This is a genomic window from Aporhodopirellula sallentina SM41, from assembly GCF_000346505.1.
GTDB classification, from domain to species: domain Bacteria; phylum Planctomycetota; class Planctomycetia; order Pirellulales; family Pirellulaceae; genus Rhodopirellula; species Rhodopirellula sallentina.
Genome location: NZ_ANOH01000278.1, coordinates 1 through 13955 on the forward strand (window position 1 = coordinate 1; position 13955 = coordinate 13955).

Here is a 13955-nt window from a genome sequence, read left to right on the forward strand (position 1 = left end):
GTGGGCTGGAAAACTGGGCGATCACGAATGGCAACGGTGATGGGATTTTGCGATCGATTCGTCGACCGGTGAGCTGACGATTCTCAATAACGCGAACCTCGATCGTGAGACCACCGCGAGCTACACGTTGACGGTTCAGGTGGAAGACGGAACCAATACATCGTCGACCGAGACGATTGAAATCACCATCAACGACGTCAACGACAACGCTCCTGTGGTGGAGGCTTCCCAGACGTTTAACGTCAGCGAAGATGCGGCGAACAGCTTCTCGTTGGGATCGGTTTCGGCAACGGACGACGACTCGGTCGGTGCGATTACGAATTGGAGCATCGTTTCAGGAAACGGAGACGGTGTTTTTGCCATTAACGCGACCACCGGCGAGCTGACCGTCGCGGACAACAGCAACTTGAACTTTGAATCTGCATCGACCTATACGCTCGGGATTACGGTCGAAGACGGCACGAACACGTCCGCAACGCAAACGATTTCGGTTTCGGTCGGCGATATTAACGAAGCGCCCAGTGTCTCATTAACTCCAGTCGTCACAACGATTGACGAGAACACCGACACCTCGGCGCCCATCGTGGTGGCTACCATCACGATCGACGACGACGATCTCGGCAGTGAGTCGGTGACGTTGGATGGTGCTGACGCGGGAGCGTTCGAGATCGTTGGCAATGACCTGCGGTTAAGAGCCGGGACCGATTTGGACTTTGAAACGAAATCATCGTTCGATGTCACCGTCACTGTCGACGACGCCACTTTAGGCGGAACTCCCGATGACTCAGCGGCGTTCACTTTGACGGTCGCCGATGTGAATGATCCGGCAACGGGGAATGCTGTGATCAGCGGAAGCCTCATCGACGGAGAGACGCTCAGTGTTGATGCGAGCAGCATCTCCGACGAAGACGGGCTGAACCCGTTTGCCTATCAATGGACCCGCGACGGCGTCAATATCGCAGGAGCCAACGCGACGACCTACGTGTTGACGACAGATGACATTGGTTCGGCAATTCGGGTCGCGGTGACGTATACCGACGGTGGCGGGAATGCAGAGTCGATTCTTAGCAGTCCGACCGGTGTGGTTGTGGCTGCAAACATCGCTCCGACGTTAACTAACTACGAAACCACCGGAACATCCAACGTCGCGAAGGTCGTTCCGGCGAGTGTGTTCGAGTCACTCTCGGGCGATGCCGACGGCGATGCATTGACGGCGATGCTCGTGACACCACCCGCGTCAGGAAACTTGGTTCTGTTGCCTTCGGGTGAGTTCACGTTCACTCCGGAAGCAGGATTCATTGGCGAAGTGACCTTCGAGTGGAAAGCGAATGATGGTGCGAGCGATAGCAATGTCGCAACGGTGACGATCGAGTTCGCACCCGTGTTGCCTCCGCCGAGTGCCACCGCGGTCACGACGACGCAAACCGACAGCGGCACCGATAATGGGGACAACAACAATAGCAACGAGGAACCCGCCGAGACGGAATCCGAGTCCGAGTCGGATAGCAGTGAATCGGAAAACAGTTCTGAGGAAGAGAAGTCAAGCGAGTCGAGTGAAGGAGATTCCGTCGACCCGGTGCAATCCGGTATGCGTGGGGAGTCACAGTCCGAGTCACGATCGAGCGAAAGTACGCAAGCCGTCAATGCGGTCGAGGTTGCGATCGAGGGGCAAGCGGACGGGCAATCCAAACAAGCGACCACCAGCGATGCATTGATCAAGCAGTTGTCAGAATCGTTTTCGGAACATATCACGGGGTCGTCTCGCGAAGCCGCTATGCAAGCGAGTGATTCATCGACTCCGTTGAGCGATTACCAAACACGCAGCCTCGTGATGGCGGATTTCGCGTTGATGACTCGCCCGGGAGCGATGTGGGATCAACTCGACAATTATCAGAAAGACGTCGACTCTCGCATCCATGGTGACCTGATCATGGTCGGTTCGGCCGGTGCGGCGGCTTCGAGTTTCACGGTCGGTGTGGTCGCCTGGGCACTTCGCAGCGGATTCCTTGTGTCCGGTTTGATTGCACACATGCCAGCATGGAGTGGTGTTGACCCGTTGTTGATTATGAACGGGTTAACCGGTTCGGCGGGCGCCGGTGCGGCCGGGAGTGAAACGCTCGAACAATTGATGGACCGACAAAACCGCGAGGTTACCCAATCACCCGACGCGGATTCATCCGATGTGCCGGACAACGCATAGCCATCTATTTTTAATTCACGACGTATCTGTATTTGAAACTACTTCGAACTCATGCTCTCTTTTATCCCCATTCGACTCCGGCTTTCCTTTGGATTGGTCGGTCTGATGACCGGTACGCTGCTGGTAGCCAGCGCGGGTGGTTTTTTTCCAAACGAGCAAGAAGAGATTCTGCGCGGACGGGCAAAACTATGTGAAACGCTCGCGATCGGCGGGACCGCGATGGCGTCGAGCGGTCAGATCGAAAGCCTTCAAATCACGCTGGAATCGGTCGTTCACCGGGACGAGGCGATCCGCAGCATTGGTCTGATCAGCATCGAAGGTGGATTGATTGTTTCGTCCGGTCCACACGAAGAGATTTGGGACGATACGCTCGATGATCCCATGACACAAATGCGTGTCCCCGTATTTCGCTACGGGAAGCAATGGGGCGAAATGCAGATTTCGTTTGAATCCACCGGTGGGCTGTTTGGGCTGAATTACTGGGCCCCGGCATGGTTGTTGATCGTGTTGGTGCCGGCTTGTTTCGTGCAGTTTTCGTTCTTTTTGAAGAAGACGCTGCAGAGCCTCGATCCGTCCGGTGCGGTGCCGACGCATGTTGAGAAGGCGCTCGATACGTTCACGGTCGGACTCGTTCTTCTCAACGCCGATCAACGAGTTCTGTTCGCGAACAAACGTTTGACGCATCTGATCTCGAGAGAATCGAGTGAACTCGTTGGCAAACCCGTCGGCACATTGCCGTGGATTGATCCCGATTCCGGCAAACGCGAGGATGGAAATGAATCAGACGATGGCACGATCGAAGAAATGCCATGGGCGGTTTCCAAACGAACCGAAGACTCCGTTCACGATCGCATCCTGCAACTCGAAGTTGACGGCCGCACGCTGACTTTCTCGGTGAACTGCACGCCGATCACCGGGCAAGGGTTCTTGGTGACGTTTGACGATATCACCTTGATTGAAGAGAACAAGGTCGCGTTGGCTCAAGCACGCGACGCGGCTCAGAACGCCAACGAGGCGAAAAGCGAGTTCCTGGCCAACATGAGCCACGAAATTCGTACGCCGCTCAACGCGGTATTGGGGTTCACCGATGTCTTACGCCGAGGGTTGGTTACCAACTCTGACGAAGCCGTCGGGCATCTCAACATGATCCACCGCAGCGGCGCGCACTTGCTCGAACTGATTAATGATATCCTCGATTTGTCGAAGATCGAAGCGGGGCAAATGCAGGTCGAGTCGATCGAAACGCATGTGGATCGAGTGTTGGTCGACGTTGCCAATACGTTGCAGGTTCGGGCGGATGAGAACTCGCTCGATCTGAACGTTCGATTCCAATCGGCGATCCCGCGAACGATACAGTGTGACCCGACTCGATTGCGACAGGTGATCACGAACCTCGTCGGCAACGCAATCAAATTCACCGAACAGGGAAGTGTCTCGATCATCGCGGCGATGCGAGACGCCGATCCTGAAAACCTTTTTGTCGAGCATGAAAACCCGTCTCTCGTCGATTCCACCAGCGACCAGGTGCTACGTATTGACGTGGTTGATACCGGGATCGGGATGACGCCGGAGCAGCAAGCAAAGATTTTCCAGTCGTTCGTCCAGGCGGACGCAACGACGACCCGAAAGTTCGGTGGTACCGGACTCGGACTGTCGATCAGCCGTCGTTTGGCCGAAGCGATGGGAGGCACGCTTAACGTGCTGAGCAAACCCGGGATGGGAAGCACGTTCCGGTTGGAACTGCCGTTGAGCAGTGCGGATCTGACGGACTTGGTATCGCCCGCGGAGTTGAAGAAGTCTTCCGAGAATCGCAATTCCGACGCCGCCAATTCGGACCTTGCTTCGTTGCCGCCGAAGTTGGTTTTGGTTGTTGACGACGGTGAGGCGAACCGACGACTGATCGACCTCGTGCTGACGCGTGCGGGAGCGACTGTGATTTCCGCGAACAATGGTCTCGAGGCGATTGAACGTGTCGCCGAACAAACACCTGCGTTGATCCTGATGGACATGCAAATGCCGGTTCTCGACGGATACACCGCGACGCGACGTTTGCGCGACGCTGGGTTTGCCGAACCGATTGTGGCGTTGACCGGTAACGCGATGCGAGGAGACCGCGAGAAATGTGTCGACGCCGGTTGTGATGACTTCATGACCAAACCGATCAATATCGACCAATTGTTGGCATTGGTGTCAGGCTATCTCGGTCCGGCCGGTGAACCGGTGGAGACACCGACCGACCTGCCGTGCATTTTGCTGCCGCATGATGAAGCCGGCGGACACGGTCGAACGGACGGCACGCCGGAGGATGCGATCATCCCGACACTGCCGATGGATGATGAGGACTTCCGAGCGATCACGAGTGACTTCCTCAATCGATTGCCTGCGAGACTCGATGCGATCGAAGCGGCGTTGAATGAAGCCAATTTCGAATCGGTTCACGGCGATGCGCACTGGCTCAAAGGGGCCGGCGGAACTGTCGGGCTCGGCGTGTTCACGGCACCGGCCAAGCAACTCGAAGTGGCAGCCAAAGGTGAAGAGGTCGACATCGCGCTGCAAGCCCTCGCACAGATACGTGAACTCAATGCACGTGTGGTGATACCGACCAACGAGACATCGGAGCCCGCCTCGTCAGTGACCGAAGAGTCCGCGACAACCGGTCCGGCTGAAACGACCGAGTCGCAGGGCTCGCGCGGTTTGATACCTTCCACGACGACCATGGCGAACTCCGAATCGACGTTCGGACTGTCGGATGTCGCGGTCGCCGATCCGATTCAATGCAGTTTACCACTCGATGACCCGGATTTCTTTGAGATCGTGCGAGGTTTCATCGAACGAATGGACGCTCGCCTGCCGCAGATGCGTGACGAGCTCGCCGAAGGTCGGCTCTATGAACTCGCTCAAAGCGCTCACTGGCTCAAAGGTGCTGGGGGAACGGTGGGGTACTCGGATCTCACCCAACCGTCGCGAAATCTGCTCGCGGCGGCCGGGGCGGGGAACCTCGATGAGTGTGATCGTTGGATCGCAAAAATCGAATCGATTCGCGGACGGATGGTTGTTCCGCAGGTAGCCGAGTCATGAGAACGACGGTTGGTTCGCAGGCAGACGCCAGTCACCGACAGGCTTGCCTGATATTCCGCATAATCGCACCTTTCTTGTGCTCGTTTGTCGCGTCAAATCGCACTATTGCGTTCGCGCCCCCTGGCTTGACGTACGATTCAACTGAGAAAACAAAATTCCGCTTTCACTCGACAGCAACATGAGCGACATGCTTTCCGCTACCGATACCGCATCCGTGCCAGCGGCAGGAGCCCATACAGGGTTTCCGGTCGTCGCGCCCGGAGGGGCCAAGCCAGCCTCGGCAAACAACGCTGCGTCGACGACCCGTGCGCTGCCGGGCAAGATCATGATTGTCGACGATGAAATCGCCAACGTCCTGATCGTCAAAAAATACTTAGAGCGAGCGGGCTATCGAGATTTTGAGACAACCACCGATTCGACCGCCGCGATGCGAATCCTCGCGGCGACACGTCCAGACGTCTTGTTGTTGGACGTCAACATGCCGAGCGTTGATGGGATCGAGATCCTCCGGAAAGTTCGCGAAGAACCGCAGTTCCGACATTTGCCTGTTCTGATCCTTACCGCAAATACCGACGAACAGATTAAACTGACCTGTCTCGAACTAGGCGCGACTGACTTTTTGCTCAAACCCGTCGACCCGATGGATTTGACTCCTCGGGTTCGCAACTCATTGCAAGCCAAATCGTTCCAAGACCGGTTGCAACATCACGCAACGGAACTCGAACTGAAAGTCGAACAGCGTACGCGAGAACTCGAGGCGTCGCGTCGAGAAGTTGTTTACTGTTTGGCTCGCGCGGCTGAACTTCGTGACAATGACACGGGTAACCACGTCATTCGCGTGGGACGTTTTGCTGGGATCATTGCCAAGGCGATGGGATTGCCGGATTGGTTTGTCCGCGATATCGAAATGGCGGCTCAACTCCACGATGTGGGTAAGATCGCGATTCCCGATGCGATCCTGCTCAAACCGGGCAAGCTCGAACCGGAAGAGTTTGAGATCATTCAGGATCACGTCAAGTTCGGTCACCAAATCATCCAGCCGCATGCCGGACAAGACGCCCGTCTGATGAGACGCCATGTTGAGTATGGCAGCGACATGCTCCGCAACGGGAGTGCCTTGATGCGACTCGCCGCGAGTATTGCACAAACTCACCACGAGCGATTTGACGGCACCGGATACCCGCTCGGTCTCGCGGCGGATGACATTCCGCTCGAAGGACGGATCACGGCCGTGGCCGATGTTTTCGACGCCCTTTCAGCCGAGCGTCCTTATAAAAAAGCAATGCCACGCGAGAAGTGCTTCTCGATTCTCGAAGAGGGTCGTGGCTCTCACTTTGACCCTGATGTTCTCGACGCGTTCTTTGCGTCGACCAAAGAGATCGTCCGCGTGCAACTCGACTTCATGGATCACGTCGATTCACCGACACCACCAACGGAATAGACGACGCGTTTTCACGTCGTGGATCTTGTGAAAGATCCTGCTGCATGAGGATCTTTCAAAAGATCCATTTCGGACGCCCCGAAGGCTAACCCGCGTCGGAATTCTAGAGCATGTTGGGATGAAACCTGCGATATCTGTCACATCCGCGGATCGGTCGGGATCGCGATGCTCGACCGACGACGTAGCCACGCCGCCAATGCGAGCCGATTGTGGAAGTTCGTAGGGCCGTCGATCAGCATGCCGGTGCGGGATAATTGCATGATTCGAAACGGGCCGTCGTCGTTGGGGATGTCGTAGCCGCCCGAATCGGTCAGCAGGAAATGATCTCCGTTCGTTTCGACGCGGATTAAAGATCGAGAAACGCCCGGTGTGTGTTCAACCTCAAACCCGTGTTCAATCCATTGGTCGTAGAGAGTCACGCGCGAGACCTCCCTTCGGTGTCGACGACGGTTTGCGACCGTCCACGTTTTCGCAGCGCCACCGACAGGACTGCGGCGACGGTCAACACGGCGAAACTGCCTGGTTCAGGGACAGCGGTTGTTGAATAGGTGAAATTGTCGAGCGCGAAATAGCCTGGTGTGTTCATCCCGTTTGCGTTGGTGTCGGACGACTCCAAGTTAAAGTGCAGACTGATCGCTTCATCAAGAGGTGATAGGTCGAGAAACTCCCATGTGTCGACGATGTAGTCTTGTGAATTGTCGTCAAAGCGGTAATCGGCGAGGTAGAACTCGACTTCGGAATCGAGCGTTTGTCCAGCCGCGTCGACGCCATAGACGGACAGTTTGAGGTAGTCCGGATCGTCTCCGGTTGTTCCGCCGAACTGCTTTGAGAAGTCGTCGCCCGTTTGCATCGAGAGTGCAGCGTATGTCGTGTTGGTGATCAATGCCGACACCGCGGTTGCTCCTTCGGGAAGGAAAATTGTCGGCAGGTTCATCAGGTGATCGATGTTGGTGGCGTCGAAGGGGACCCCTGCGAAGTACGGGTGATAGAAGGAGCCTCCCGGTTCGTGGTACCCGAACGCGACGGCGTACTGGGACGATCCCTCCGCTCCGCCGCCGGCGATCGCACTGGACTCGTTGAGATAGCTCCCTGATGTCGTGTCGGTTGTGTTGGATATGGAAAATCCGGATTCACTTCCAAACGCGTTCACCACGTTTTGAAACCTGACTCCGTCGCTCTCATAGCTGCCGACTTGGTCAGGACCGCCGTAGGCACCGTTCGGATCCGTGACAGCGTTGGGAGCCGGTCCGCTGAGGTATCCGTCGGCTTCGCCAAAGAGATCAAAGCTCTCGAAATCGACGACAACGTCCGCGTGCAGTGACGGTGAAAGAATGATGAACATCGCAAGAGCCGCGACGCATCGGAAACGAAATTGCTGGGTCATGTGAGTTCTCGGTGTTGGTCGTCTAGAAATCGGAGATCAGTTCGCCGCCACGACGCGACAGCAAAGCGGCAAAGGTTTTCAGGTCGAGTTGTTCGGTCACGAACCTCACCGAACCGTCCACCATCAAGAAGTTGGATCCGCCGGGGTGGTAGCTGTGGAACTCTTGACCGAAGTCGCAATAGTCACCGTGCCTGCTTTTGAGAGAGGGGGCACAGGAACTCCAGGTCGTGCCGCTTTTCACACGGGCGTTTATCGGTGCGCTTTGGTCGAATAGGTTTTTGTGGCCGATCCAAATCGAATGCAGGCCTTCGGGGGCTTCGCCTACAACAATCGTTTGCGAGGCTCCGTCGAAGATGTCTCGCAATCCGATCTGTGGATCTTTGCCAAAGAGCAGAACGCCTCGGCCGACACCGTCGGTTATGCCGATGTCCGAGTAGTCGTTTCGGCAACTTCCGTGAGGAGCACACCGCAGCCCGCGTTCGCCATAGTTTCCGCCGTAGTCTGTTCGTCCAAATTGAACGTCCGACCAAGGAGTGTCGCCGTTAGGACGCGTCGATTCCAATTGCGGTGCGGACGGGCACAAATAAGTCGGAACGAGCTTGGCTCCGCCGGCATGGTTGACCGCGTCCACATAGGGAGTGTCCAGGTTCAGTTCCTCGTAGAGTGCCTGTTGTTCGAGGAACGGCAGCAGAACCGAACCCCAACTCGGACGCCACATTTCCCGAATCGCAGGATTGGTTGCGGACACCACACCAGCACCTCCGGTAGGAAATTTCCGATAGACGCTGTGGTAGTTGTGAAAGCCCAGGCCGACCTGTTTGAGGTTGTTGGCGCATTGGATTCGTCTCATGGCCTCACGAGCCGATTGAACCGCCGGCAACAACAACCCCATCAGTAACGCGATGATTCCAATGACGACCAACAACTCGACCAGCGTGAAGGCATGACGCGTTGAGTCGAGACGTTGCCGTGACTTGGCGACCACGTTTGCTTTCGCAACCGAGTCGAGCGTCGTCCAGCGTCCGATTTCATCGGCGGTGCGTCCGCAACCGATGCAGATTCGACTTAGGTCGAGTCGGCAAACTCCGGTGCAGGGAGAGGCAACGTCAGGTCCGCCGTTGTCTTGGCTCGGCGTCGTTTTCATGGCCTCGCTCATCAGGCCGCATCATCGTTGGATGTCGCTGCTTTCGATGTCTCACGCGGATGTCGCCGCCGACGTCGATGACGAGCGACGAATCCCGCGGTGAGCATCCCCATGATCGCCAAACTCGATGGTTCGGGAACGGCCGTGACGCTGTTGAGGACTCCAATCGCACCGGTTGGCAGGCCGACGTAGTCGAAACCGCCCGAACCGGATGTCGGGAAGTTGTCATAGATCGGATTGCCAAGGCTGTCGGTATACGATCCGTCGCCAGGGATGTCTGTCAGGCGGATGTAGTTGATCTGGTCGAGGTTGACGATGCCGTTGAGGACGAGCGTATCCGTGCTGAGTGCGTCCAGGTCAAACGGCGTTCCCCAGTTGGCCGCGTGCTTCCCGGCGAGGTTGTTGACGTTGGTGACGTCAAAGCCTGAGAAAGCACCGCCGAATCCGCCGGGCAATGGTCCGGAGTTTAAGTTGATGCTGGGGAAGCGAAGGAAATCGCTGCCGTTCGTGCTGACGTCGACATACGCGAATTCGGCAAAGAGTCCGGGCACACCGTCCGAATTCGTACCAAAGTTGAATCCGTTTTCAAAGACGGCAAAGTCGGCTCCGAGTCCGTTGGTGATCGGCGCGTCGAACCCAAGGGTGATGTAACCTGGCGTGCCCGAACCGTTGACCTCGCCGAGCGAACTCAACCCTGTTTCGGGATTGGTAAAGCTCGGGCTCACTCCCGCGGCGGGAAAGTATTCGACCACGCTCGTTTCGAACGTCGAGACGGCGCTGCGTGCGATCGGATTGTCGGGGGCTCCGTTCGTCGTACCGGACGGGCCTGAGTAGATTCCGCCCGATACAGCGGAGGTGAGGCATGCAGTGATCACTGCTGCCGAGAACATGCGGCAAAACATCGTGTTGCGTTATTCGTTGGAACTCGGCGGTTCGCTCGAGACGCACCTTCATCGCAGATACCGCAGTCAATTCACTGCAGAACAAACGCGCGAATGGGAACGCTAGAGTGGTCGCTGAGTCAGTTCAATGAAGAATCCAAAAGCCAAACGTTCCGCGTTTGAACACAGCAATGTGTGGCTTTTGCAACGACCGCCCCAATCCAGGAGGGCACTGAGCCGTCTCGTTCAAGGTAGGTCTTCTGACTCACCACTCTTCCGTCTCGCTCGCTGCCTTCTCATTCGTGATTCACGAACAATGGCACTTTCAAAGAAAGGAGCGACGGATGCGAACTGTTAAGAACGCAAGTGGCACACAGCGGCCGGACCGTCTCGGAATTGACATCGACAAAAACGACGTCGCACCGAAGTTCCCTGTTCACGAACGAGGCTGAAACCACGTTCGTCACCATGAACGCACGAGATGTTACAAGGGACGATGGAACTGTCAATGATGTAAAAAAGTTTACATGACCGACGCATCTTCGTTTGGGTCGGCGGTCGTGGATCTTAGGAAAGATCCTCATGTCACAGGATCTTTCACAGGATTAACAACGCGAAAGTTGAGTCGACGTCAACGACTAAGGCGTCACTTCGGTGGGCTGTCGTGCGGCGATTCCCGCGGGGAAGTTTCGACTGACCGCTTCGATCAACAGATTGAACGTTTGCGGTTGGTTGCTGCGGAGGACGAGTTCGTAGTCGATCGATTCACCTGGTTTGATCGACCGAATCTCTTCGAAGTAGATCGTGTTGCCGCTGCGATTGAATCGACTCAGCTCGGGGCTTTGCGTCTGCGAAAGTCTTTCGATGGAAACACCCGGTGGCAGGTCAAACGCGATCTGCACCCCGTTGTCGATCAGGTTCGTGTCGTTGGTCAATCGAAGGCTGTAGCCGATCGCGTCACCGACCCGTGGTGAAATGTCCCGTTGTAGCACGTCGAGTCGGAGCGACCCGGTGTTGGCGGCGTTGCGGTCCGATGGGCTCGACGGCGTCGTTGGAGGCGGGGTGTTCGATGGTGGAGGAGTCCCCGGTCCGCCTGGGATCGCCGGCGGCGTGAGGGCCGGTGGAAGAACCGGTGGGGCGGTGAGCGGACGATCCGGCGTGTTGTTGGGAAGGATTTGCACGCGAGTGGAAGCACTGCCACGGGCTCCTTCGGAGGATTCAGCGGTGAAGATGAATTGGCTGCCGGGACTGGTTTGTTGTGCGGAGAATTCTCCTTCGAGCACAGCGGTTTCGCCGGCGGGCAACTCTTCAATCGTCCACGCGATCAGGTAAGCCGTGTCGAGACTGCGAGGGAAGTCCACGGTCGCCTGTTCAGGGACGACCTGAGGATCGTACGACATGGTGACACGCACACTTTTGAGTGGAATGCTGCCGGTGTTCTCGACTCTGCCGCGGATGAAGACGCGGTCGCCCACGACGATGCGATCACGAGCGGCGGAAACCGTCACCGCCATGGCAGGTGTTGGCGGTGCGCGGTTGATGACCGTTACGCAGGACGACTGCGACTGTTGCTGTCCGCCGGTCGCCGATGCGGTGAAGTTGACGCAGCGTAGGCCGGAATCGAGTGACGTGAACGAAACCGTACTTCGCCAAACTTCCCCTGGTTGCAGTGGACCATCGGTTTTGTCGTTTGCGACCTCACGGCTGTTCTTTTCCGTGTGGGTCATGTATTCGTCTCCCCGCGCGATCAACCCGACGTCACGCAACGGACGATCTCCGGTGTTTTCGACTTCGATGGTGTAGACCACGTTGTCGCCTGCTTCGTAGCGTTGTTTCTCCGGGCTAACCCGCAACACGAGCGATGGGCGATAGATGTCCACGCGAACGTCGTCATCGACTGCCAAACCGCCGTCGCCGCGAGCTTCAAACGCGATCGAGATCGGCGAGGTGGCACTGAGTTTGAGACCAATGTCGAGTTGTTGTTGCGGCGGAATGGTGCCGATTTCCCAAACGACGCTGTTCGGGAACACCTTCGCAAAGGCGTCCGACGAGATCACTCGGACGCCTTCAGGAATCGCCGCGCGGACTTCCACACCGGTTGCGTCTTGGTCGCCGGGGTTTGCGATGTTTGCGAAGACATCAAACGGGACGTCGTACGACGCGACCTCGGGACCACCTGCCCGGAGTGTCAACTGCGGCGCCGACCATGTGACATAGGATTGTCCACGACCGAGGGTGAGATCGGGCATGTTGTCGCTCAGGCCTCCCGGACGGATGACTCGGATGTCGATCACTGCGTTTCCTGCGGTTCCTGGGATCGGAACCAAGGTCGCCGGCGCGTTGCCGGAATCGTCCACGTTGACTTCGACAATCGACGAGCCGTCTGTTCCAGCGAACGTTGCCAGTTCCGGATTCATCAATTCATATCGCACCTTCCATCCGCGTGCGGGCAAACTGCCTTCGGCACGAGTGACTCGGGTGACGAGTTCGGCTGCGACGCCGGCGTTCAACCGTTGAGGTCCCGGGAATTGCCAACGGGCGTCGACCCAGTAGATCGTCGCGTTGGCTTTGCGTTGATCCCAGCACTCACTCTCGGGAGCCAACACGGTCACGTGGCTGGTTCCCTCGCTCGGGCTGCTCAGCGTTAACCATGTTTGACCCTTTTCGAGTTTGACGTCGTCGTTCGGATTGGTGTTTCCGCGAGTGATGAGCGCCGCTTTGGTGCTGGTAACGCCCAACGCGTACGCGCCGTCTTGCTTCTTTGCCGCAGGCACCTTGGCGAGCCGATGCAGAACACCCGGTGCGTCGTCACCGACGGCAATGATGTTCCCGACGCTGTCGTTGCTGAGCATCCACTCGAGCGGTTCGCCGACTTGCAGGTATCCGTCGGTGCCACAAATTCCGGAAAGCAACATGACCTCACCGCCGACCGGGGCGACGATTTTTTGGGGAGTCAGCAAGATACAGCCGCGTTTTCCGCGCGGAGGGAGCTTGCACGCTTTCGTCGCGTTGATCTCAGTTCCATAAAGGACCGCGGGAGGACCCACGAGGCAATCGCCACCGCAGCCTGGGCCGGGAACGCAGGGTTCGTTGTTCGCGACACCGCTGCCTGTCACCGCGTTGGGGTTCACGCATGCCGGGGGATCGGCAGGATCTTGGAACGCGGGATCAGGAAAGGAAAATCCGGGACAACGCAGGCACGAACCCAATCCGCCAAGACAACCGAGGCAGCGGCACGGGCCGTTGAGGGCACATTCACCGTTCGTGCACGGCAACGCGAGCCGGGTGGTCGTCGGCAAAGGTGAGAACAGGCAACTGCCGGTCGGGTCAATCGCGGGGAGTCGCAATTGGCTGCATCCGCTCGTCAGGGAAACCGAAGCCAAAATCATAATGGCGAGTACGCCATGCAGCGATCGAGCGACCAGCGGCGACAACGCAGCGACACCGGCACGACGTGATGAATCACATCGTCGGTTCTGTCGATCGTCGTTGATCACTGTCAAACTCATCGGTCCATCGGTCGAGCGGGGAAAAGAATTCGTCCGTAGGAAAGCTAGCACGCAATCCCCGAAGAGGCGGTGGATGCAAGTGGGAAAACAAAATTCTTTCGCAATGGCAGACAACTGCGTTCGGATTCTGACGCGTGTCCTGGTTGCAACGATCCCGGGTGATCTTTAGCGGTGCGGTGCCGAGTTTTGATGGAGAGACCGAGAGCCAACATGCAGTGTTGAGGCGATCGAACGGGATTGCTGACCGGTTGTGAACGAACAAGCGAACGGGTCGAATAGGTGGCCGACAACCCTGATCGGAAGCTTGTCGTTTGCAGG

At 57.3% G+C, this 13955-nt stretch carries 8 protein-coding genes and 1 riboswitch; of the genes, 3 read left to right on the forward strand and 5 right to left on the reverse strand.

The window, feature by feature from the left end:
• Positions 1-79: 79 nt before the first annotated feature.
• The 3 genes from RSSM_RS18760 to RSSM_RS18770 all read left to right on the forward strand — a co-directional run bounded on the left by RSSM_RS18760 (position 80) and on the right by RSSM_RS18770 (position 6719).
• The gene (locus RSSM_RS18760) at positions 80-2200 is read left to right on the forward strand and encodes a cadherin domain-containing protein (RefSeq protein WP_236621237.1); all 2121 of its coding nucleotides are present in this window, start codon (positions 80-82) and stop codon (positions 2198-2200) included.
• Positions 2201-2251: 51 nt separating this feature from the next.
• Positions 2252-5278, forward strand: a complete 3027-nt coding sequence (locus RSSM_RS18765; protein WP_044303002.1) for an ATP-binding protein — start codon at positions 2252-2254, stop codon at positions 5276-5278.
• A 178-nt stretch (positions 5279-5456) separates the two neighbouring features.
• Entirely contained in the window at positions 5457-6719 is a 1263-nt protein-coding gene (locus RSSM_RS18770) for an HD domain-containing phosphohydrolase (RefSeq protein ID WP_008682233.1), read from the forward strand.
• Between the two features lie 137 nt (positions 6720-6856).
• Here RSSM_RS18770 and RSSM_RS18775 read toward each other — a convergent pair whose 3' ends face one another.
• The 5 genes from RSSM_RS18775 to RSSM_RS18795 form a co-directional block, all read right to left on the reverse strand.
• Complete coding sequence (locus RSSM_RS18775) at positions 6857-7138, reverse strand: hypothetical protein (protein ID WP_008682236.1); 282 nt, start codon at positions 7136-7138, stop codon at positions 6857-6859.
• Positions 7135-8103 carry a DUF4465 domain-containing protein gene (locus RSSM_RS18780; protein WP_008682238.1) on the reverse strand — a complete coding sequence of 323 codons (969 nt, stop codon included), beginning with the start codon at positions 8101-8103 and terminating at the stop codon, positions 7135-7137. The genes RSSM_RS18775 and RSSM_RS18780 overlap by 4 nt, the downstream gene beginning before the upstream one ends.
• A gap of 22 nt (positions 8104-8125) precedes the next feature.
• Positions 8126-9259 carry a DUF1559 family PulG-like putative transporter gene (locus RSSM_RS18785; protein ID WP_085980010.1) on the reverse strand — a complete coding sequence of 378 codons (1134 nt, stop codon included), beginning with the start codon at positions 9257-9259 and terminating at the stop codon, positions 8126-8128.
• Complete coding sequence (locus tag RSSM_RS18790) at positions 9259-10137, reverse strand: PEP-CTERM sorting domain-containing protein (RefSeq protein WP_160168150.1); 879 nt, start codon at positions 10135-10137, stop codon at positions 9259-9261. Before RSSM_RS18790 ends, RSSM_RS18785 begins: the two co-directional genes overlap by 1 nt.
• 224 nt (positions 10138-10361) lie before the next feature.
• A riboswitch (cobalamin riboswitch) is annotated at positions 10362-10614 on the reverse strand.
• Between the two features lie 152 nt (positions 10615-10766).
• Positions 10767-13637, reverse strand: a complete 2871-nt coding sequence (locus tag RSSM_RS18795; protein ID WP_008682248.1) for a COG1361 family protein — start codon at positions 13635-13637, stop codon at positions 10767-10769.
• Between the last annotated feature and the right edge of the window lie 318 nt (positions 13638-13955).

Coding starts and splice junctions, on each gene's coding strand:
- RSSM_RS18765 (WP_044303002.1), top strand. CDS start 2,252: ATGCTCTCTTTTATCCCCATTCGACTCCGGCTTTCCTTTGGATTGGTC.
- RSSM_RS18770 (WP_008682233.1), top strand. CDS start 5,457: ATGAGCGACATGCTTTCCGCTACCGATACCGCATCCGTGCCAGCGGCA.
- RSSM_RS18780 (WP_008682238.1), bottom strand. CDS start 8,103: ATGACCCAGCAATTTCGTTTCCGATGCGTCGCGGCTCTTGCGATGTTC.
- RSSM_RS18785 (WP_085980010.1), bottom strand. CDS start 9,259: ATGAGCGAGGCCATGAAAACGACGCCGAGCCAAGACAACGGCGGACCT.
- RSSM_RS18790 (WP_160168150.1), bottom strand. CDS start 10,137: ATGTTCTCGGCAGCAGTGATCACTGCATGCCTCACCTCCGCTGTATCG.
- RSSM_RS18795 (WP_008682248.1), bottom strand. CDS start 13,637: ATGAGTTTGACAGTGATCAACGACGATCGACAGAACCGACGATGTGAT.